The organism is Dietzia sp. 111N12-1 (genome assembly GCF_001658045.1).
Taxonomy (GTDB): Bacteria; Actinomycetota; Actinomycetes; order Mycobacteriales; family Mycobacteriaceae; genus Dietzia; species Dietzia kunjamensis.
Genome location: NZ_LSSV01000060.1, coordinates 93,580 through 113,871, shown reverse-complemented (window position 1 = coordinate 113,871; position 20,292 = coordinate 93,580). Strand labels below are relative to the sequence as shown.

The 20,292-nt window shown below is 69.9% G+C and carries 18 protein-coding genes; 9 read left to right on the top strand and 9 right to left on the bottom strand.

The window, feature by feature from the left end:
* Position 1: 1 nt before the first annotated feature.
* On the top strand, positions 2 to 1,228 hold the full coding sequence (gene glgC / locus AYO52_RS13740; protein WP_067718424.1) for a glucose-1-phosphate adenylyltransferase: 1,227 nt from the start codon (positions 2 to 4) through the stop codon (positions 1,226 to 1,228).
* Positions 1,229 to 1,270: 42 nt separating this feature from the next.
* On the opposite strand, the gene AYO52_RS13735 is transcribed toward glgC, so the two are convergent.
* On the bottom strand, positions 1,271 to 1,879 hold the full coding sequence (locus AYO52_RS13735; RefSeq protein ID WP_067718421.1) for a hypothetical protein: 609 nt from the start codon (positions 1,877 to 1,879) through the stop codon (positions 1,271 to 1,273).
* 202 nt (positions 1,880 to 2,081) lie between these two features.
* On the opposite strand from AYO52_RS13735, the gene sigE reads away from it, so the two are divergent.
* The 4 genes from sigE (at position 2,082) to tatB (ending at position 5,332) form a co-directional block, all read left to right on the top strand.
* Positions 2,082 to 2,702 (top strand): RNA polymerase sigma factor SigE, encoded by a 621-nt coding sequence (sigE, locus tag AYO52_RS13730; RefSeq protein WP_067718417.1) that lies wholly within the window; start codon positions 2,082 to 2,084, stop codon positions 2,700 to 2,702.
* A gap of 139 nt (positions 2,703 to 2,841) precedes the next feature.
* Entirely contained in the window at positions 2,842 to 3,273 is a 432-nt protein-coding gene (locus AYO52_RS13725) for an anti-sigma factor (protein WP_067718415.1), read from the top strand.
* A gap of 10 nt (positions 3,274 to 3,283) precedes the next feature.
* Entirely contained in the window at positions 3,284 to 4,801 is a 1,518-nt protein-coding gene (locus AYO52_RS13720; RefSeq protein WP_082924032.1) for a S1C family serine protease, read from the top strand.
* 60 nt (positions 4,802 to 4,861) lie between these two features.
* Complete coding sequence (gene tatB / locus AYO52_RS13715) at positions 4,862 to 5,332, top strand: Sec-independent protein translocase protein TatB (protein WP_067718409.1); 471 nt, start codon at positions 4,862 to 4,864, stop codon at positions 5,330 to 5,332.
* A 97-nt stretch (positions 5,333 to 5,429) separates the two neighbouring features.
* Here the strand turns inward: tatB and AYO52_RS13710 are convergent, their stop codons facing one another.
* From AYO52_RS13710 to AYO52_RS13695, 4 genes are all read right to left on the bottom strand, one after another.
* Positions 5,430 to 6,569 (bottom strand): Mrp/NBP35 family ATP-binding protein, encoded by a 1,140-nt coding sequence (locus AYO52_RS13710; RefSeq protein ID WP_067718407.1) that lies wholly within the window; start codon positions 6,567 to 6,569, stop codon positions 5,430 to 5,432.
* Positions 6,570 to 6,608: 39 nt separating this feature from the next.
* On the bottom strand, positions 6,609 to 7,661 hold the full coding sequence (locus AYO52_RS13705) for a lytic transglycosylase domain-containing protein (RefSeq protein WP_253702167.1): 1,053 nt from the start codon (positions 7,659 to 7,661) through the stop codon (positions 6,609 to 6,611).
* A 168-nt stretch (positions 7,662 to 7,829) separates the two neighbouring features.
* Complete coding sequence (locus tag AYO52_RS13700; RefSeq protein ID WP_067718401.1) at positions 7,830 to 8,381, bottom strand: DUF1003 domain-containing protein; 552 nt, start codon at positions 8,379 to 8,381, stop codon at positions 7,830 to 7,832.
* A complete protein-coding gene (locus tag AYO52_RS13695) occupies positions 8,378 to 9,691 on the bottom strand; it encodes a magnesium transporter MgtE N-terminal domain-containing protein (RefSeq protein ID WP_067718399.1) in 1,314 nt (437 codons plus the stop codon). Before AYO52_RS13695 ends, AYO52_RS13700 begins: the two co-directional genes overlap by 4 nt.
* Before the next feature lie 69 nt (positions 9,692 to 9,760).
* Here AYO52_RS13695 and AYO52_RS13690 point away from each other — a divergent pair, with 69 nt between their 5' ends.
* The 3 genes from AYO52_RS13690 to AYO52_RS13680 are packed head-to-tail and all read left to right on the top strand — an operon-like array spanning position 9,761 to position 11,903.
* Positions 9,761 to 10,795 carry a CoA ester lyase gene (locus AYO52_RS13690; RefSeq protein WP_082924019.1) on the top strand — a complete coding sequence of 345 codons (1,035 nt, stop codon included), beginning with the start codon at positions 9,761 to 9,763 and terminating at the stop codon, positions 10,793 to 10,795.
* Positions 10,792 to 11,298 carry a general stress protein gene (locus tag AYO52_RS13685; RefSeq protein ID WP_167457806.1) on the top strand — a complete coding sequence of 169 codons (507 nt, stop codon included), beginning with the start codon at positions 10,792 to 10,794 and terminating at the stop codon, positions 11,296 to 11,298. The genes AYO52_RS13690 and AYO52_RS13685 overlap by 4 nt, the downstream gene beginning before the upstream one ends.
* Before the next feature lie 32 nt (positions 11,299 to 11,330).
* A complete protein-coding gene (locus AYO52_RS13680) occupies positions 11,331 to 11,903 on the top strand; it encodes a suppressor of fused domain protein (RefSeq protein WP_067718596.1) in 573 nt (190 codons plus the stop codon).
* Here AYO52_RS13680 and AYO52_RS13675 read toward each other — a convergent pair whose 3' ends face one another.
* Positions 11,904 to 12,977, bottom strand: a complete 1,074-nt coding sequence (locus tag AYO52_RS13675) for a magnesium and cobalt transport protein CorA (protein ID WP_067718396.1) — start codon at positions 12,975 to 12,977, stop codon at positions 11,904 to 11,906.
* A gap of 69 nt (positions 12,978 to 13,046) precedes the next feature.
* Between AYO52_RS13675 and AYO52_RS13670 the strand changes: the two genes are divergently transcribed.
* Positions 13,047 to 14,033, top strand: coding sequence for a glycine betaine ABC transporter substrate-binding protein (locus tag AYO52_RS13670; protein ID WP_253702165.1), 987 nt, complete (start codon positions 13,047 to 13,049; stop codon positions 14,031 to 14,033).
* A 98-nt stretch (positions 14,034 to 14,131) separates the two neighbouring features.
* Here the strand turns inward: AYO52_RS13670 and AYO52_RS13665 are convergent, their stop codons facing one another.
* The 3 genes from AYO52_RS13665 to AYO52_RS13655 form a co-directional block, all read right to left on the bottom strand.
* The gene (locus tag AYO52_RS13665; RefSeq protein ID WP_172812176.1) at positions 14,132 to 17,956 is read right to left on the bottom strand and encodes a multifunctional oxoglutarate decarboxylase/oxoglutarate dehydrogenase thiamine pyrophosphate-binding subunit/dihydrolipoyllysine-residue succinyltransferase subunit; all 3,825 of its coding nucleotides are present in this window, start codon (positions 17,954 to 17,956) and stop codon (positions 14,132 to 14,134) included.
* Positions 17,957 to 18,085: 129 nt separating this feature from the next.
* Positions 18,086 to 18,781, bottom strand: a complete 696-nt coding sequence (locus AYO52_RS13660) for a hypothetical protein (protein ID WP_067718393.1) — start codon at positions 18,779 to 18,781, stop codon at positions 18,086 to 18,088.
* A gap of 82 nt (positions 18,782 to 18,863) precedes the next feature.
* Positions 18,864 to 20,198 carry a D-arabinono-1,4-lactone oxidase gene (locus AYO52_RS13655; protein ID WP_067718583.1) on the bottom strand — a complete coding sequence of 445 codons (1,335 nt, stop codon included), beginning with the start codon at positions 20,196 to 20,198 and terminating at the stop codon, positions 18,864 to 18,866.
* Positions 20,199 to 20,292: the final 94 nt, after the last annotated feature.

Genomic DNA, 20,292 nt, shown 5'->3' with positions numbered 1-20,292 from the left:
CGTGAGGAATCAGCCGCACGTCCTAGCAATCGTCCTCGCCGGTGGCGAGGGCAAGCGACTCTTCCCGCTCACGGCGGACCGGGCCAAACCCGCGGTGCCGTTCGGGGGGTCCTACCGTCTCATCGACTTCGTACTCAGCAACCTCGTCAACGCGGGGTTCATGCAGATCTGCGTCCTCACCCAGTACAAGTCCCACTCGCTGGACCGCCACATCGCCCAGGTGTGGCACATGCGCGGGATGGGCGGCGAGTACGTCGCACCGGTCCCCGCCCAGCAACGTCTGGGCCCCCGCTGGTACACCGGGTCGGCCGACGCGATCCTGCAGTCGCTCAACCTGGTCTACGACGAGAAGCCGGACCACATCGTCGTGTTCGGCGCGGACCACGTGTACCGGATGGACCCCAGGCAGATGCTGGACCACCACATCTCCACGGGCGCCGCCGTGACCGTCGCGGGGATCCGTGTCCCGCGCAGCGAGGCGTTCGCGTTCGGCTGCATCGACGCCGGCGACGACGACCTGATCCGCGGCTGGGTCGAGAAGCCCTCCGACCCCCCGGGCACGCCGGATGATCCGGACGCGACCTTCGCCTCCATGGGCAACTACATCTTCACCACCGACGCCCTCATCGAGGCGCTCAAGGCGGACGCGGAGAAGCCCGACTCCACCCACGACATGGGCGGCGACATCATCCCGGCCCTCGTCGAGCAGGAGCGGGCCTACGTCTACGACTTCGCCCTGAACAACGTCCCCGGCGAGACCGAGCGTGATGCCGGGTACTGGCGCGACGTGGGCACCATCGACGCGTTCTACGACGCGCACATGGACCTGGTGTCGGTGCACCCCGTGTTCAACCTCTACAACTCCCTGTGGCCCATCCGGACCCAGCAGGACAACCTGCCGCCGGCGAAGTTCGTCAACGGCGGCATGTCCCAAGAATCCATGGTCGGCTCGGGGACGATCGTCTCCGCCGCCACCGTGCGCAACTCGGTGTTGTCGAACAACGTCATCGTCGAGGACGGGGCGGTCGTCGAGGGCAGTGTCCTCATGCCGGGCGTCCGCATCGGTCGCGGGGCCGTGGTCCGCAAGGCGATCGTCGACAAGAACTGCCACATCGGCGACGGGGACCTGATCGGTGTGGATCACGAACGCGACCGCAGCCGGTTCCCGGTCAGCGCGGGCGGCGTGGTGAGCGTCGCCAAGAACACCACCACCTCACTGCAGGGCTGACCTCGCGCCCCGGGGGGTGAACCCTCGGGAGGGGAGGACCGCTCAGAGGGTGACCACGGTCAGGCCGGTCCCCACGGGGAGCACCGTGACGTGCGCGCGCTCGGGGAGCTCCGCGTCCTCGGGCAGCGGGGCGTGCTCGCCCATCAGGACCAGCGCGCCGCCGGCGCGCAACAGCTGGTGGGATCGGGAGATCACGCGCGGCACCGAATGTGCCGGGACGTCCGCGACCACGAGGTCGTAGGCGCCGTCCGCGAGTTTGTCGGCCACCTCGAGCGGCCGGGCGGCGATGTAGCGGGCGGAGGAGGCGGGATGGCCCGCGCCGCGGACGGCCGATCGCGCCGCCTCGAGGTGATGCGGGTCGTCGGTGATGCAGGTGACCACGGCTCCGGAGCCGGGCGCGGCCGCCGCGAGGATCGCCAGAGCGGGGACTCCCGGCGCGGGGGTGATGCACACGGCGGCGCGGGTGCCGTTCAAGCGGGCCACCAGGCGGATCGCGTCCGCGGTCAGGGCGTCCGGCGAGGCGGCCCCGAGTTCCTCGGCCTCGGCCCGTGCGGAGGCGTAGAGCGAGTCGTCGACAAGGGCGGCGCTGCGTTGCGCCATCCCGTCGAGACCGGAGCGATCGGTGGCGGGGACATCAGAGGAATCGGACACCTGAGCAGCGTATCCCCGACCGGGGAGGCAACGGTGACCAACGCGCGGTGATCGGATCGGTATCAGACTCTCAGGGCTGTCTCAGTACGTGTATACCGTGAGGACAGCCCCGTAGGGGAGGGTGGGTACACGTCGCGCCACGAGGGCGCGGCCACCACCGCGCGGGCTCCCACAGGCCCGGGCCGGAAGGCGGCGGCAGCGCATGTACTCACGAACCGTGCACGGGACGGCGATCGCACCGGTCGCCCTCGACGAGGCGGCCGGGACTGCTCGTTTCGACGCCACCGGCGAGGCTACGGACATGCCGTCCTGGTCCGAGCTCGTCGCGCAGCACGGTGACCGTGTCTACCGCCTGGCGTATCGCCTCTGCGGGAACGCCCACGACGCCGAGGACATCACCCAGGAGGCGTTCATCAGGGTGTTCCGCTCGCTGGACCGCTACAAGCCGGGGACCTTCGAGGGCTGGATGCACCGTATCGTCACCAACCTGTTCCTCGATTCCGCACGCCGGCGCGGGCGCATCCGCTTCGAGGCGCTGCCCGAGGACGCCGAAAGGGTGCCCGGTCGAGAACGCAGCCCGGAGCAGGTGATCTCGGAGGAGACGTTCGACCCCGTCCTGCAGACCGCCCTGGCCAACCTGTCTCCGGAGTACCGCGCCGCCGTGGTCCTCAGTGACATCGAGGACCTCAGCTACGAGGAGGTCGGACGCATCCTGGGCGTGAAGATGGGCACCGTCAGGAGCCGGATCCACCGCGGACGGGCCGCGTTGCGTGCGGAACTCGAGGCGGCCGGGGTCACCGGCGCCCACCAGCGCATCGACTGATCCCTCCGGCGATCGGCACAACCCGCGTCCGTACCGGGAACAGCGGGTGGCGGCGCGGGAACCCTGCGGGTACGCCGGACGTTGACCCCTCGACGGGGACTCGGACGAGCCCACGAGATGACCGGAGAAGGGGAGGGGCGTGGACAGACACCTCCACGAACGCGGACCCGGCCCCGAGTTCACGCTGTCGTTCGACTCGGCGCGGAAAGTGGTCGACAGGACCGGCCCGCCCCGCGCCAGGGAGAGCTTCCTGTCCACCGACCACCTCTCCACGGAAGCCGCGGCAGCCTATGTCGACGGTCGGCTACCGCCCTCGGGGCAGTCCCGGGCCGACGCCCACCTGGCCCGGTGTCCGCACTGTCGTCGGGAGGTCGAGGTCCAGCGTGAGGCACGCCGCGCACTGCGCGGATCCGGCCCCATCCAGATGCCCCGCGAACTCCTCGAACGGCTGCGGTCACTCGAGGACGCACCCGATCCGGCCACGCGGACGGGCCCCGATCCGGTGGCCGGGTCCGAGGAGACCCACGGTTGGTCGAGACTGCTTCGCCGGCTGTGGCGACGCGGCAACTAGGGTGGGCCGGGTGGAGGACGACACAGGCGCGGCCGGGCCCGCGGCGCGGGACGGGGAACCGGACCGCCCGCTTCGTGAACCCGCCCCGATCGATCGGCCGGCGGTGGGCGAGGACGATGTCGCACGGTTCGCCCGACCAGACGGGGTCACCGGTGGATTCGACCCGTCCCGTGCCGGTGCCGCCGCGCACCCCGGCCCGCTCCTCGGCGGCGACGCCGATCCGGTCCTCGAGCAGGCCTTCGCCCCGGCCCCGGGAGCCGCTCGGGGTATAGAGCGGCATCCGGCGTGGCAGGACGAGTCCGAGGTTCCACCGCCGCCCGCTCCGGACCCGTGGCGCGACCCCGACGCTCCGGTCGGGTACGGCGCACCCGCAGTGCCCGCCACTGCCGACCACGAGCCGGTCGACCTGTCGGGCGCGGCCGCGGCCCCCGCAGCCAGGCTCTCGCTGTCCGAGGCACTGTTCGAACGTCGGCTGAGCAGTCAGGCCGTGGCCGGCGCGACCGCGGCCGTCGCCGTCGTCGCCCTCGTCGCGGGCGCCATCGGCGCCGTCGTGGCGGACTCCGCGCGCGTCCTCACCACTTCCACCGTCCGGATCGCCGACGCCCCGGAGAACGTCATCCGATCCGACAACCCGATCGGTGAGGTCGCCCAGCGCGTCCAACCCGCCGTCGTCAACATCTCGGTGTCCACGGCGTCGGCCCAGGGGGAGGGCTCCGGCATCGTCATCGACCCACAGGGCTACATCGTGACGAACAACCACGTCGTCACCATGGACGGCGCCGCCGACCGCGCGGACATCGACGTCATCTTCCCCGACGGCTCCAGGGCCTCGGCCGAGATGGTGGGGCGCGACCCCGCCACCGACCTCGCGGTCCTCAAGGTCGACGACGTCCAGAACCTCACCGTCGCCACCCTGGGCGACTCGGACGACGTCCAGGTGGGGGAGCAGGTCATCGCCATCGGCTCGCCCCTCGGACTCGCCCGGACCGTCACCGAGGGCATCGTCTCGGCGACCCGGCGCCCGATCGCCCTCGGGGAGGCCACCTCGGACGGCGACGTGGTGATCGACGCGATCCAGACGGACGCCGCCATCAACCCCGGTAACTCCGGGGGACCGCTCATCGACGGGACCGGAGCGGTCATCGGTATCAACACCTCCATCTTCACCCAGTCCGGGGGTTCCATCGGTCTCGGCTTCGCCATCCCGGTCAACGACGTCCGCGAGATAGCGACGTCGCTCATGACCGACGGGGCGGTCCGCCACGCCACAATGGGCGTCAACGCCCGCAAGGCGGACAACGGGTCGGTGGAGGGCGCCGAGATCGTCAACGTGCGTGAGGGCTCGCCCGCCGAGGAGGGCGGACTCCGGGAAGGGGACGTCGTGACCAGGGTCGGTGACCGGCAGGTGCGTTCCTCCGATGAACTGGTGGTGGCCGTCCGTCGCGCCGGGGCGGGCGTCGACGTCCCGGTCGAGGTCATCCGCGGTGGAACGCGGGTCGAACTGACCGTGCGCCCCGCGCTGGGCTGACCGGGGGCACCGGACAACTCGGGTTCCCACCGGTGAGCCCGGCGACGTATCCTGGCTGCGATGTTCACAAACGTGGGGTGGTCCGAGCTCCTGGTGCTCGGCGTGGTGGCGTTGGTGGTCCTGGGGCCCGAGCGCCTACCCGAGGCCGCCCGTTGGCTGGCCTCGGCGATCCGCAAGGTCCGTGAGTTCGCCAGCAACGCCCAGCAGCAGCTCAGGGACGACTACGGGACCGAGTTCGAGGAGTTCCGGGAGCCCCTCAAGCAGCTCAACGACCTGCGTGGGCTGAGTCCGCGCGCGATGGTCACCAAGCATCTCCTGGACGGTGACGACTCCCTGTTCTCCGGGGACTTCGGAGCCGCTGCGCCGGCGGGCGCTCCCGCGGTCGCCGGCGGGGCGGGTTCCGCGGGAACGGCCTCCGCCGACCCCCGCCGGTCGACGGCGCCGCGGACCGCCGGCACCGCACCCGTCCGGGACACCCCGGCGCCGCCGCCCCCGTCATCGGGACCCGTGTGGGACAGCGACGCCACCTGACCCGCCCTCACGACCGGCCCGGCGCGCGTCCGGCCCGACCCGCGGCGGACAGACGGCACGAACGGCCGGGGGCTGAGCCCCCGGCCGTCGCCGTCCGTCAGAGGTGCCGGGTGGTGTCGATCCCGAGGTTCATCCCCGCCAGGCCCCGGGGGCGCACGGCCAGACCGTCCGCGATCTCGCGGTATGCGCGCCCGGACGGCGAATCCGGCTCGGCGAGGACGATGGGCGTGCCCTCGTCCCCGTGCTCGCGCACGGCCTGCTCCAGGGGGACCTGACCGAGCAACGTGACGGGTGCACCGACCGAGCGGGACAGATTGGCCGCCACCTCGGCACCGCCGCCGGTGCCGAAGACATCCATCCTGGTGCCGTCGGGCAGCTCGAGCCATGACATGTTCTCGATGACACCCGCGATGCGCTGACGGGTCTGCAGCGCGATCGATCCGGCCCGCTCGGCCACCTCTGCGGCAGCCTGCTGGGGCGTGGTGACCACGAGGATCTCCGCGGAGGGGATGAGCTGCGCGATCGAGATCGCCACATCGCCCGTGCCGGGGGGCAGGTCCATCAGCAGGACGTCGAGATCACCCCAGTAGACGTCCGCGAGGAACTGCTGCAACGCCCGGTGGAGCATGGGCCCGCGCCACACAACCGGGGTGTTGCCCTTCGTGAACTGTGCGATCGAGATGACCTTCACGTCGTGCGCGACGGGCGGCAGGATCATCTGCTCCACCTGGGTCGGCCGCGCGTCGGTCCCCAGCATCCGAGGGATCGAGTGGCCGTAGATGTCGGCGTCCAGTACACCCACGGAGAGCCCCCGCGAGGCGAGGGCCGTGGCGAGGTTGACCGTCGCGGTGGACTTGCCGACCCCTCCCTTGCCCGAGGCGACCGCGTAGACGCGGGTCAGGTTGCCGGGCTGGGCGAACGGGATGACGGGCTCCGCGGCATCCCCGCGCAGATGCTTGCGCAGTTCGGTGCGCTGCTCGTCGCTCATCACGTCGAGCTCGACAGCGATCTCGCCGACGCCCGGGACGTCGGCCACCGCCGTGCGGACGCGGTCGGTGATGGTGTCCCGCATCGGACAGGTGGCGACGGTCAGGTAGATGCCGATGTCGACCCGGCCGGTGGCGGGGTCCACCTCGACACCCTTGACCATGCCGAGCTCCGTGAGCGGCTTCCGGATCTCCGGGTCGTCGACCTTCGCCAGGGCGGCCCGGATCAGTTCTTCGCTGGGTGCACTCATGATGCCCCGAGTCTAGGCGTCACGGCACCGGGTGACGATTCAGGCAGGCGGCGGCACGCAGAACGGAGGTATGCAGGGCAACTCGATCACGGGCAAACCCGGTAGCGCCGGAGCCGGGGGCGCCACCGCCGGAGGCGCCGGGCGTTCGGGCGACGGCGTCGGAGTCGGCGTCGCCGACGGCGAAGGCGAGGCGCTGGGCGCGGGCGGGGCCGGAGTCGTCGGGGACTCGACCTCCGTGCAACCGGGCACCGGGGCCTCGGGCTCACCCGGAGCAACGGGCTCGGGTGCCTCGGTGGGCTCGCCCTCCCACCCCTCGGGGCATCGTTCGGGCGGCTCCGGGGGTTCGATGGTGGGTTCGGGCTGGTGGATCTCCGGCAGGTCCGACGGCAGCGGGACGGCGTTGACCGCATAGCCGTGGGCCCAGGCGTTCACGTTGGCGACATAGGCCAGCGAGTTGTTGTAGGCCAGGACCGCCCGGGTGCGGGCGGCGGGATCGGCCATCGATCCCCCCTGCCCACACAGCAGGGACGCCGCCGACAGCGCGCCGTCGTAGATGTTGTTCGGATCGGCCACCCCGTCGTCGTTGGCGTCGCGACCGAGACCGGCCCAGGTCGAGGGGATGAACTGCACGGGGCCCACCGCGCGGTCGAACTCCGCATCGCCGTCGAACCGGCCCCCGTCCGTGTCGGTGATGACGGCGGTTCCCGGAAGGCTCCCATCGAGGCGGGGGCCCAGGATGCGGCCGATGGTGTTGCCGTGGACGTCGAACCGACCACGTCCCTGGTTGGACTCGACCTGGCCGATACCGGCCAGGAGAGTCCAGTCCATCTCGCAGGCGGGCTTCTCCGCATTGAGGCGGTCCGCGGCGCGGTGATAGGCGTCGAGGGCGATGCCGGGGATGCCCAGCGGCCCGTCCGGGATGGTCGCCGGCTCGATGTGGGCGGCGCCGGGGTCCTCCGGGGCGGCCGGTTCCTCCTCCGGGGACGGCTCTATGGTGCGGGAGGTGGCGGGAGCCTCGGTGACCGTCGGCGTGCTGGGCGCGTACTCGGCCAGCGGAGTGATGTCCGGCGGCGCGGGGCGACTGGTGTCCATGTTCAGTCCCACGGCCGACAGCACAGCGATCGCGCTGGCGGTAACGGCGGCACTGGTCAGAACCCGGCGATCGGCGTTGTGCGCAAAAAGGCGCAAGACTTCCCCCTACGACTTCCCGGTCGGCCCAGCGAACGTGCTGCGCCCCACGACGTTCCGTCCCGGCCGAGGCTACCCCCGGCCCTTGACGTCTGAATCGGTTTTGTTGTGATCGGCGTTACACGTCCCGGGTTCGAGGCCGGAGAGGAGGGTCTCGATCCGCTCGACGGAATCACGGAGGTCGTCGAGCTCCCGCCGGAGGTAGTCGCGGGTGACCGTCTCACCGACGGAGAGCCGGACCGAGGCGAGTTCCCGGGCGAGGAACTCGGTGTCCGCCTTGGTCTGCGTGGCGCGGAGGCGATCCTCCCTGACGGACTCCTTGTCGCGGTCCTCCTGCCGGTTCTGTGCGAGCAGGATCAGCGGAGCGGCGTAGGCGGCCTGCGTCGAGAACGCGAGGTTGAGCAGGATGAAGGGATACGGGTCGAAGCGCAGGGCGACCACCGCGACGTTGATGATGATCCAGACGATCACGATGATCGTCTGGATCAGCAGATATGTGCCGGTCCCGAAGAACCGCGCGACGGACTCGCTGTAGCGGCCGACCGCGTCTGCGTCGAAGCTGATCCTCGGTCTGCGCGAGGTCACCGGCATCGAGAGCGAGGACCGCACGGTGGGCTCGCTCATCGGGTCGCCTCCCTGTCGTCGTGCAGGTCCATGTCCCGCCAGTCGTCCGGGAGCACATGGTCCAGCAGATCGTCGACCGCCACCGCGCCGAGCAGGTGTCCCTCGTCGTCGACCACCGGCCCGCACACGAGATTGTAGGTGGCGAAGAACCTGGTCACGGCGTCCGTCGAGTCGGACGGGCGCAGCGTGGACAGGCTGGTGTCGACGGTCTCGGCCACCATCATCGACGGCAGCTCCCGCAACAGCGCCTGGATGTGGACGCATCCGAGGTACTTGCCCGTCGGTGTCGCGGTGGGGGGCCTCACGACGAAGACGAGGCTGGCCAGGGCCGGGCTGAGGTCGGGGTTGCGGCAGTGGGCGAGGGCCTCGGCCACCGTCGTCTGCGGAGACAGGATGATCGGCTCGGGGGTCATGAGCCCGCCCGCGGTGTCCGCGTCGAACGTGAGCAGACGCCGGACGGGAGCCGAGTCCTCGGGGTTCATGCGTTCCAGGAATGACTCGGCGTCCTGCTCCGGCAACTCACCGAGCAGATCGGCCACGTCGTCGGGGTCCATCGCCTCGAGCACGTCCGCCGCCCGCTCCAGCTCGAGCCGGGTGACGATCTCGGTCTGCTCGTCGTGGGGCAGCTCCTGGAGGATGTCGGCCAATCGCTCGTCGTCCAGTGTCCTGGCGACCTCCAGCCGACGGACCTCCGGCAGTTCCCGCAGGGCGTTCGCGACGTCGGCCGGGCGCATGTCGGCATAGTGCTCGACCAGGCTCTCGGCACTGTGTTCCGGGGTGCCGATCGCGTCGTCGTCGAGGCCCCGGATTCGGCTCCACGGGTGGATCGACACCTCGCCGCGGCGGCCGAGCGAGGCGCGCCCGCGTCGTGCGCGTACGGCGAGTCGGGAGACGAGCCAGTCCCTCGAACGCTGACGCTCGATCTCCACGTCGACCACCTGGTAACGGATGTCCTTCTGGTCGCCGCCCGACTTCTCCGAACCGACCTGGTCCCGCTCGACTCCGATCACGGAGTCGACCAACGCTCCCAGCACGAGGTTCTCCCCGGGTCGGGACTGGAACCGGTGCAGATTGATGGTTCCCGAGACCAGGGAGACGGACCGGGGGTCGATCGAGGCGACCCTGAGCATCGGCACGAATATCCTGCGACGCGTGGGCAGCTCGACCACGAGTCCGATCACCCGGGGGGGCTTGTGCCGCGACCGCATCGTCACCACGACGTCCCGGATCCGTCCGATGTCGTCCCCGTCAGGGCCGATCACCGGGAGTCCGGCTAGCCTGGCGACGAAGGCCTTGTTGAGGTTCGCCATGTCGACCAGGCTAGTCACCCACGGGCGGCGCCCGCCCGCCATACCGGACGTAAGGGAGTGCCACTCACGATGACCGCAGCCCCCCACGCGACACCCGCGCCATCGGAGGACGCCGCCGCGGCGCTCTCCGAACTCCGTGCCCGTCCCCGGCGCACGGTACTGGCCGTGCCCGGCAGCAGTGTCAAGATGATCGACAAGGCCAGGGGACTGCCGGTGGACGAGGTCTTCCTGGATCTCGAGGACGCGGTGGCGGGTCCCGCCAAGGAGGAGGCCCGCCAGAACGTGGTGGCCGCCCTGAACGGCGGGGACTTCGCCGCGCCCACGGTCGTGGTGCGCGTCAACGCGTGGGACACCGAGTACACGGTGCGGGACGTCACCGAGATAGTCGGTCGCGCGGGTGCCCGCGTCGACGCACTGTTGCTGCCGAAGGCGCGCTCCGCGGCGGAGGTCGTCGCCCTCGACCTGGTGCTGACCCAGGTCGAGAAGGCGGCGGGACTACCGGTCGGGCACATCGGCATCGAACCCCAGATCGAGGACGCCCTGGGGTTGACCAATATCGATCAGATCGCCACGGCCAGTCCCCGTGTCCTGACGCTGGTGTTCGGTCCGGCCGATTTCATGGCCTCCGTCGGGATGCGCACCCTCACGGTCGGGGAGCAACCGGAGGGTTACGCCCCGGGTGACGCCTACCACCACGTACTCATGACCATCCTCGTCGCCGCCCGCGCCCACGGCCTCCAGGCGATCGACGGGCCCTTCCTCAAGGTGCGGGACGTGGAGGGGTTCCGCCGGGCGGCCGCCCGCACCGCAGCACTCGGCTTCGACGGCAAGTGGGTGTTGCACCCGGCGCAGGTCGACGCGGGCAACGAGGTGTTCAGCCCCCGCCAGGAGGAGTTCGACCAGGCCGAGGCCATCCTCGAGGCCTACGCGCGGTCGACGTCCGTCGAGGGAGGTGCTCGCGGTGCGGTGATGTTCGGCGACGAGATGCTCGACGAGGCCAGTCGTAAGATGGCGCTGGTCGTGTCCGCGCGGGGTCGTGCGGGCGGGATGACCGTGACGGATCAGGCCGGTGCAGGAACGGACCCGGAAGGACGGACATCATGAGCTCTCCCGTGAATCCGGCAGGCGGTAGGACCCGGGGTGGACAGACCCCGGGCCTGCCCACGCCGCCGACCGGTTGGGTGGTCGGGTCGTACCCCACCTACGCGCAGGCCCAGGCCGCGGTCGACCATCTCGCGGACGAGGAGTTCCCCGTCCACGAGGTCACGATCGTGGGAGTGGACCTGATGCAGGTCGAGCGGGTGACCGGCCGGCTCACATGGCCCAAGGTCCTGCTCGGTGGCCTGGCCACCGGCGCCTGGCTCGGGCTGTTCATCGGCCTGTTGCTCGGCATCTTCACGCAGCCCATGTGGGGAGTCGTCCTGACGGGCCTGGTGGGCGGGTCGGTGTTCGGTGTCGTCTCGGCCTCGCTGTCCTACGCGGCCACCCGCGGCAAGCGTGACTTCGCGTCCACCTCGCAGCTCGTCGCGGGACGGTACGACGTCCTGTGCGAGCCCGCCAACGCGGAACGGGTGCGCGACGAGCTCGCCCGCCTCGGGCTGAAGTAGTGCTGCCCGGCGGTCCGACGAGCTCCTCGGACGTGCTCTCCGCGGTGCGGGCGCATCTGATCGAGCACCACGGCCCGGAGCCCCAGGAGGCGTCGGTGACGTTCCTCGGCGCGTCACCGATCAGGATCCTGCGGTTCGTGGACATCGAGTCCGGCGTGGTGCGGTATGTCTCGCTGGGGTGCTCAGCCGAACCGATGGGGGACCCCTCGGCCCTCGTTCCCGACCCCACCGCGCCGCGGGCGGAGCTGAGTCTGATCCTGCGTGGCGGGGTGGACGGTCTGGTCCGCGCGCTGGCGGTGCTCGCGGCCGCACCCGCGGTGGAGGGCCTCGTCCTGTCGGAGGGAGCACTGATCGACCTGGGCGAGCCGCTCTGGCCGGGCGCGTCGTTCACGGGGGTCGTCCTGCGGGCTCCGGAGATCCCGGACGTGCCGTTGCCCGGTGACGCCTCTCCGGTCACCGTGTTCCGGGCCGTTCCGGTCACCCACACGGAGGCGGCGTGGGTACGGATGAAGGGCGCGGCGGAACTGGAGGAGGCGTGGGCGGAGGCAGGCATCGATGTCACCGATCCCGGGCGCTCGGCGGTCAACCCCGGGCTGAACCGCTGATCACAACCAGCGGTTCCGGCGAAACAGCAGGAAGAGCCCGGCGCACATCGCCACCATGATCCCCAGCACCACGAAGTACCCGTATCGCGCCTCGAGCTCCGGCATGTGGCGGAAATTCATGCCGTAGACGCCCGCGATCATCGTCGGTACGGCCGCGATGGCGACCCAGGCGGAGATCTTGCGCATGTCGGTGTTCTGTTGGACCCCGACTATCGCCGCCGCCGCGCTGACGAGCGAGGTACTCTGCTCGTCCAGGGTCGCGACCACCGCTGCCGCCTGTGCGTGGTGGTCCTGGACGTCGCGGAAGTAGTGGCGGGCCTCGGCAGGGACGAGGTCGAGATGATCGACCGACAGGCGTCGCAGGGGCGTGGTCAACGGCCCGATGACGTGTTTCAGTTCGAGTAGCTCCCGCTTGAGGACGTAGATCTGTTCGATGTCCACCCGGGTGCGCGGCGTGAAGAGCGCCGACTCGAGTTCGTCGATGTCCGCGGCCATCCCCTCAGCGGCCTCGATGTAGCTGTCGACGACACGGTCCGCCACGGCGTGCATCACCGCCGCCGGCCCGATCGCGAACCGTTCCGGCGAGTACCCGGGCGCGCCGACGAGGTCGGTGGGGGTGATCTGGTCCCCGTGACGGACGGTCACCACGAAGTCCCGGCCCAGGACCACCATCAGCTCGCCGGTGGACACGATGTCGCTGACCTGCGTGACCGTCTCGTGGGCCAGGTACCGCACGGTCGACATGTTGAGCACGAGAGCGTCGTCGTAGGCCTCCAACTTGGGACGCTGCCGGCCACTGGTCGCGTCCTCGGTGATGAGCTCGTGCAGCCCCAGGTCCCGGGACAGCGCCTCCATCTGGTCGTGCCCCGGGGCGTCGAGGCTGATCCAGACGAAGCCTCGACCGCTGTCGCGCACGCGGCGGATCGCCTCCCGGTGCGGGACCCGGCCGCGTTCACCGACACCGTCGATGTAGACGACGCAGTCCACGGTCGCGTGGTGCGCCGACCCGGCCGGGCCTCGTGGCGTGGCATCTGCTCGGATTGTCGACGGCCGTCGTGGTGGGATCGCGGGCACCCGGTCCCCTTTCCTCGTCTCGCCTGACAATATCCGCCGTGCGGGCCCTCGGAGTGACGACCGGCGGGCGTGGCTGGGAGACTGTCCCTCGAGGTGATCCGCGCCGACCGGCGCGGCCGGGGTGAGGAAGGGCGTGGTCGGATGCTGCGGACGGGGGATCGGGCGGGGCGGTGCGCGATGGTGCTCGCGGGGGTTGGCGCGATGGCACTGTCCGGCTGCCAGGCGCAGTCGTCGATCGTTCCCGCGCACCGGGACGATCCGGTGGTGGTCGTCGAGACCGCATCCTTCGGCGAGGTCGAGATCGTCGGTCATATCTACGGCAACGCCCTGGTGCGGTCGGGGTCGCGGGTGACCGCCCGCCCGCAGGCCGGGACCCAGGACGAGGTCGTGGAATCCGTGGTGACCGGGGAGGCGACGTTCACGATCGGGTTCACCGGTGAGTTGCTCCGGACCTTCGACGAGAACTCCACCCAGGTCGAGGCCGATGAGGTGTACACCGCCATGATGGCCGCCCTCCCGGAGGGCGTGACCGCGGCGGATCCTGCGCCCGCCGAGGACGCCCCCGTGTACGCGGTCACCCGGCACATCTCGGAATCGCGAGGCCTGCGGACGATGTCCGACCTGGCCGGGAGGTGCGGTGAGTTCACCCTCGGCGCACGCGAGGAGGCGCTCGCGGATCGGGAGCTCGCCACATCCGTCGGTACCACCTACGACTGCGGTTTCGGCCGTCGCGTGGCGCTGGGGCCCAACCCCCGCGCGGTGTTCGACGCCCTGCGGGAGGGGGAGATCGGGGTTGGTCTGGTCCAGTCGGCCGACCCCGTCCTCCATCCGGAGGACATCGTCGCGTTGGACGACGACGAGGACGCCGTCCTCGCCCAGCACCTCGTGCCCGTGTTCCGCAAGGGCTCGCTCTCGGAGGATCAGCTCGCCCTGGTGAACCGCATCAGCGGGGAGCTGACCACCGAGGATGTCCGCGAGCTCCTGCTGGGGGTCGAATTCGGTTCCGCGACCCCCGTCGCGTTGGCGAACTACTGGTTGGACGAGCACGGTTACTGACCTCCGCGAGGGGTGGAACACGAGGAAGGGCCCGACCTGGTGGTCGGGCCCTTCCTCCTACGCGGTCACTCGAGGTCCGCAGTCCTCCGATTCGGCGGTCACTCGAACGCCTGGTCCACCAGCGCCTTCTGCTCGACGGCGTGGACCTTGCTCAGACCCGTCGAGGTCGCGGCCATCGGGCGACGCGAGACCCGCTTGAGGGGCGGGAAGTCCTCGATGCGCTCGGGCAGCTCCAGGGCGAGGAAGCTCCACGCTCCCTGGTTCGCCGGCTCCTCCTGCACCCACCGGACCTCGGTGAGGTTCGGGTAGTGGTCCAACGCCTCGCGCAGGCGGCGGTGCGGCACCGGGTGGATCTGTTCGACCCGGACGATCGCGATGTCGTCGCGGCCCTCCTTCTCCTGGCGGGCGGCGAGCTCGTAGTAGAGCTTGCCGGACACCAGCAGCATGGTCTTGACCTTGCCCGGGTCCTTCGAACCGTCGGCGAACGTCGGGTCGTCGAGAACCGAACGGAACTTGCCGTTGGTGAAGTCCGAGATCGCGCTGACGGCCTTCTTGTTCCGCAGCATCGACTTCGGCGTGAAGACCACCTGCGGCCGCTTGATGCCGTCGGTGGCATGACGACGCATGAGGTGGAAGTAGTTCGCCGGGGTCGACGGCTGCGCGACGGTCATCGAGCCCTCGGCACACAGCTGGAGGAACCGCTCGATGCGACCGGACGTGTGGTCCGGGCCCATCCCCTCGTGCCCGTGCGGCAGGAGAAGGGTGACGGAGGACTTCTGACCCCACTTGGCCTCGCCGGAGGAGATGTACTCGTCGATGATGGTCTGCGCGCCGTTGACGAAGTCACCGAACTGCGCCTCCCACAGCACGAGGGCCTCCGGGTCCCCGACCGAGTAGCCGTACTCGAATCCGACGCCCGCGTACTCGGTGAGTGCGGAGTTCCACACCTCGAAGCGGCCCTCGGCGTCCTCGAGGTTCTGCAGGGGCGAGTAGGGCTCCGACGTGGTCTTGTCGACCACCACGGCGTGGCGTTGCGTGAAGGTTCCGCGTTGCGAGTCCTGACCTGCGAGACGCACGGTCCGGCCCTCCAGGACGAGGGAACCGATCGCCAGCAGCTCGGCGAACGCCCAGTCGATGTTGCCGTTGTAGGCCATCTTCTGGCGCGCCTCGTAGACCGGCTTCACCCGCGAGTGGATGTGGAAGTCCGCGGGCAGGTTGCCGAAGGCGTCGCCGATGGCGTGGATGACCGACTCGTCCACCGCCGTCACCAGGCGCTTGGGCAGCGGCTGGTTGGGCAGGATCGACTCGGATGCCTTCACCGGGTGCTTCTCGAGCTCGCGGACCTCGTTGAAGACCCGCTCGAGCTGCCCCTGGAAGTCGCGGAGAGCGTTCTCCGCCTCCTTCTCGGTGATGTCGCCGCGACCGACCAGATCCTCGGTGTAGGACTGGCGGACGCTCTTCTTGTCGTCGATGACCTCGTACATCCGCGGTTGCGTCATCGACGGGTCGTCGGCCTCGTTGTGACCGCGGCGGCGGTAGCAGACGAGGTCGATCACGACGTCCTTCTTGAACTGCTGGCGGAAGTCCATCGCCAGCCGGGCGACCCGCACGCATGCCTCGGGATCGTCACCGTTCACGTGGAAGATCGGCGAGCCGATCATCTTGGCGACGTCCGTGGAGTACTGGCTGGAGCGCCCGGCCTCGGGCGCCGTGGTGAACCCGATCTGGTTGTTGACGACGATGTGGATCGTGCCGCCGGTGCGGTAACCGTCGATCTGAGAGAGGTTCAGGGTCTCCGCGACCACTCCCTGTCCGGCGAATGCCGCGTCACCGTGCAGCATGAGCGGCACGACCGGGTACTCGGAGCGCCATTCCGGATCCTCGATGAGGTCCTGCTTGGCGCGGACGATTCCCTCCAGGACCGGATCGACGGCCTCGAGGTGCGACGGGTTGGCGGTGAGCGACACCTTGATCTCGTTCTCGCCGAACATCTGGTACTGGATGCCCTCGGCCCCGAGGTGGTACTTGACGTCACCCGACCCGTGCGCGGCGGAGGGGTCCATGTTGCCCTCGAACTCGGTGAAGATCTGCCGGTAGGGCTTGCCCACGATGTTGGCGAGCACGTTGAGCCGCCCGCGGTGGGGCATGCCGATCACGACCTCGTCGAGGCCGAACTCGGCGGCCTCGTCGATCACCGCGTCCATCATCGGGATGACGGACTCGGCGCCCTCGAGGGAGAAGCGCTTCTGGCCGACATACTTGGTCTGCAGGAACGTCTCGAAGGCCTCCGCGGCGTTCACCTTGGACAGGATGTACTTCTGCTCGGCGACGGTCGGCTTGTCGTCGACCCCCTCGAGGCGCTCCTGGATCCACTGGCGCTGCTCGTTCTCGAGGATGTGGGTGTACTCGATACCGATCTTGCGGCAGTAGGCCGCACGCAACGCGGACAGTACGTCCCGCAACCGCATCTTGTCCTTGCCGACGAAACCGCCGACGGAGAACTTGCGGTCGAGGTCCCACAGGGTGAGCTCGTGGGAGTTGACGTCGAGGTCCGGGTGGAACGTGCGACGCCGCTTGGCGTGCTTCCCGTCGAGCGGGTCGATGTCGGCCATGAGGTGGCCGCGGTCGCGGTAGGCGGCGATCAGCTCGAGGACGCGTGCGTCCTTGTCCACCCGCGGGTCGGTGATGTCCTGACGCCACCGGACCGGCTCGTAGGGGATGCCGAGGACGTCGAAGATCTCGTCGTAGAACTCGTCCGCGATCAGCAGACGGTGGATCTCACGCAGGAACTCGCCGGATTCGGCGCCCTGGATGATCCGGTGATCGTACGTGGAGGTGAGGGTGGTGATCTTGCCGATGGCGTTGTTGGCCAACTGCTCGTCACTCGCGCCCTGGAACTCGGCGGGGTACTCCATCGCGCCCACGCCGAGAATGGCGCCCTGGCCCACGGTGAGGCGCGGGACCGAGTGCACCGTGCCGATTCCGCCGGGGTTCGTCAGCGAGATCGTGACGCCGGAGAAGTCGTCCATCGTCAGCTTGCCCTCGCGGGCGCGGGCGACGATGTCCTCATAGGCGTCGAGGAATCCGCGGAAGTCGAGCTTCTCGCAGTTGCGGATCGCGGCCACGACCAGGGACCGGCCGGCCTTGGTCTTCATGTCGATCGCCAGACCGAGGTTGATCCCGTTCGGGGTGACGACGTTCGGCTTGCCGTCGACCTCCTCGTAGTGGTTGTTCAGGTTCGGGTAGGCCTTGACGGCCTGGACCATGGCGTACCCGATGAGGTGGGTGAACGAGATCTTCCCGCCGTGGGTGCGCTTGAGGTGGTTGTTGATGACCACCCGGTTGTCGACCATCAGTTTCGCCGGGACCGCGCGGACCGAGGTCGCGGTGGGGAGGGACAGCGACGCGTTCATGTTCTTGACGATCGCGTTGGCCGCGCCCCGGATGACCTTGCTCTCCTGCTCCGCGGGGGGCTCGTACTCGGGGCGTGACGGCTTCTTCGTCGCCGCGGTGTCGGACTTCTTCCGAGTCTCCGACTTGTGCTCCGGGGCGGGCACCCCCTCCCCGCGGGCCTTGCGCTTGGGCGAGGCGTCGGCAGCGGGCTTCGCCGCGATGTCCTTGGCGGACGCCTCGGGGGTGGAATCGTCGACGGTGATCTCGGACGGTTTCTTGTCTGATGTGACCGATTCCCCACTGCTCCCACCTCCCGATCGGGGCCGACTGCTCTTGCCGGATTTTCCGCCCGAGCTGCCGGGGGAGGTGCCGTTGGTCGAGTCACCACCGGAGGAGGAGGCGGCCTCCGGGTTGGCGTCGAAGAACTCGTGCCAGGACTTGTCCACGGAGGACGGGTCCTTGGCGAACCGCTCGTACATCTCGTCTACGAGCCACTGGTTCTGTCCGAACTGTGAGACGTTGTTGCTCACGATCTCTTGGTGCCTCTCTGGTTCTGTGGTGGGTTTCACACGTCAATAGATCCAGGCTAGACCTTCTGCCCGTGCCGGGCTCTCCGATCTCACCTGACAGGGGGATGCCCCCGGCCCGTCACGGCCGGTTCACGTGGCGGGCCACGAGTCCGGTGGCGTGCCGAACGCGGCATCAGCGGTCTCCACGACCGTCCGCCCCAGCTTCCGGTTGCCCCATCCACCCACAGCGGCGCCGAGCCCCGCGGGTGCCAGTTTGCCCACGGCGAGCCCTGCCCGCTTCACGGCGAACTTCCTGACGAAGCGGGTCATCATCCGACGGTTGATCTCCTTCAGCCCGGGTACCCGGAGTGCACGGCCGGCCAACGAGCCGCCCGTGGCCGCCCCTCCCGACGAGCTGACCGCGTTGGCCAGGATGGCGGTGCCGGACGCACCCAACATGACTGTCATGACCAGCAGTTCCTCGTGCTCGTCGTGGCGGACGTCCACGCCGTGGACCTCGGCCACGGCGAGCGTGTAGAACGCGGCGGCCTCGAGGAACACCAGCGACTCCGCGCCGATCGCGCCGAAGGCGACGATGGTTCCGAGACCCGGCACCGCGGCCGTGGCACCCACGGCCGCACCGGACGCGGTGACGGTGTTCAGGAACCGCGCGTCGAGACGCTCGCGGATCCGGGCCGGGCTCTCGTCCGGGTGATGGGCCCGGAGTGTGCGTACGTAGGCGCGGGCGGCACCGGTCTGGCTCCGGATCGCCCGGCGCAGGGCGGCAGTGATCACCCCCGCGGCCGGGCCGGAGACGTCGGATTCAGCGGGCACTCGATCGGGCACTGGGCACTCCTGGAGGTCAAGGCGGCGCGGGGGCGGGCCGGGCTCGAACCTCTACCGTACGTAAGGCGCGCGGGGTGGTGGCTCAGGGCAGCACACGCTCGGTGTAGTCGTTGCCGAAGACACGCTCCGGGTCGAGACGGTCACGGACGGACACGAAGTCGTCGAAGCGGTCCACCATGGCGGACAGGTCCTCCGCGGTGCGGGTGTGCATCTTTCCCCAGTGCGGTCGCCCGCCGGCGGCGAGGAAGATCCCTTCCGCGAGACGGAACAGTTCGGTGTGATCCATCAGGTGGTACTGGTGCACGGCGATGTAGCAGACCTCGCGCCCGTACGCCGTGGACATCCACACGTCGTCGGCGGCGGCGAACCGCACCTCCACGGGGAACGGGGTGACGATGCCGGAGCGGTCGATGGTGTCGCGGAGGTCGCGCAACACCCCGGCCGCCGCCGCGACGGGCACGGCGTACTCCATCTCCCGGAAGCGGACCCGCCGCGGGGAGGCGAAGACCCGGTAGCTCCGGTCGGTGAAGTCCCGTGCGGACAGAGCCCGTGAGGCGACCCGGTTGAGCCGGGGGGTCAGCGCCGGACGTCGGGTCGCGGCCCGGCACACCACGTCGAAGACCTCGTTGGAGAGGAGTTCGTCGCCGATCAGACCCCGGATGCGTCCCACCGGGTGCAGCTCGGCGTCCCCGGGCAACCGGGTGTTGCGTTTGACGTTGATCGCGTCGGTGTGGGGGAACCAGAAGAACTCGGCGTGGTCCGCGGAACGTGCGAAACCCTCCAGGTCCGCCAGTGCGGCGGTCAGGGTCCACGGACGCTCCTCGGCCCGCAATGCGAAGGCCGGGACGCATCGGACCGTCATCTTGGTGATGATCCCCAGTGCGCCGATCCCGAGGCGGGCCGCCTCGAACACCTCGGGGTCGGATTCGCGGGAACAGGTGAGAACGGAACCGTCGGCGGTCACGATCTGGAGCCCGACGACCGTGGCGGGCAGGCCCGGTGCCGCACATCCCGTGCCGTGGGTCCCGGTCGACACCGCCCCGGCGAGGGACTGTTCGGCGAAGTCCCCGAGGTTCGGCTGTGCCAGACCGAGCTCCCACAGCAGCGGTCCCAGTCGGTGCAGCCGGGTACCCGCCCAGACGGTCACGTCCGCGCCGTCGACGCGACCGTCAGCACCACGGGTCGGCACGATCGATTCCACACCGGCGAGGTCGTCCAACGACACGAGCACGCCGTCCGTCGCGGCCGCCGGCGTGAAGGAATGGCCCGCGCCGACACACTTGACCCTGGTTCCGCGCTCGGCCGCCCGCGTGACAACGTCGCTCACCTCGGCAACGGTCGTCGGGAGCGACCGGCCCGAGGGAGAGGCCAGGACATTGCCGGCCCAGTTCTGCCAGGGGGCCACCGAGGTCGTCATGGCAGGAGAGGGTACCCGCGCGAGGCGGGGCGGGAGGCGGTCCTGGACCATCGACCCGGAGTGGGGGCGGACGCCCGGCACGCCGGGGGAGCGG

Bases quoted from the DNA above. Each gene is read 5' to 3' on its own strand.
- sigE (WP_067718417.1), top strand. From the start codon at position 2,082: ATGTACTCACGAACCGTGCACGGGACGGCGATCGCACCGGTCGCCCTC.
- tatB (WP_067718409.1), top strand. From the start codon at position 4,862: ATGTTCACAAACGTGGGGTGGTCCGAGCTCCTGGTGCTCGGCGTGGTG.
- AYO52_RS13710 (WP_067718407.1), bottom strand. From the start codon at position 6,569: ATGAGTGCACCCAGCGAAGAACTGATCCGGGCCGCCCTGGCGAAGGTC.
- AYO52_RS13705 (WP_253702167.1), bottom strand. From the start codon at position 7,661: ATGGACACCAGTCGCCCCGCGCCGCCGGACATCACTCCGCTGGCCGAG.
- AYO52_RS13700 (WP_067718401.1), bottom strand. From the start codon at position 8,381: ATGAGCGAGCCCACCGTGCGGTCCTCGCTCTCGATGCCGGTGACCTCG.
- AYO52_RS13695 (WP_067718399.1), bottom strand. From the start codon at position 9,691: ATGGCGAACCTCAACAAGGCCTTCGTCGCCAGGCTAGCCGGACTCCCG.
- AYO52_RS13690 (WP_082924019.1), top strand. From the start codon at position 9,761: ATGACCGCAGCCCCCCACGCGACACCCGCGCCATCGGAGGACGCCGCC.
- AYO52_RS13685 (WP_167457806.1), top strand. From the start codon at position 10,792: ATGAGCTCTCCCGTGAATCCGGCAGGCGGTAGGACCCGGGGTGGACAG.
- AYO52_RS13655 (WP_067718583.1), bottom strand. From the start codon at position 20,198: ATGACGACCTCGGTGGCCCCCTGGCAGAACTGGGCCGGCAATGTCCTG.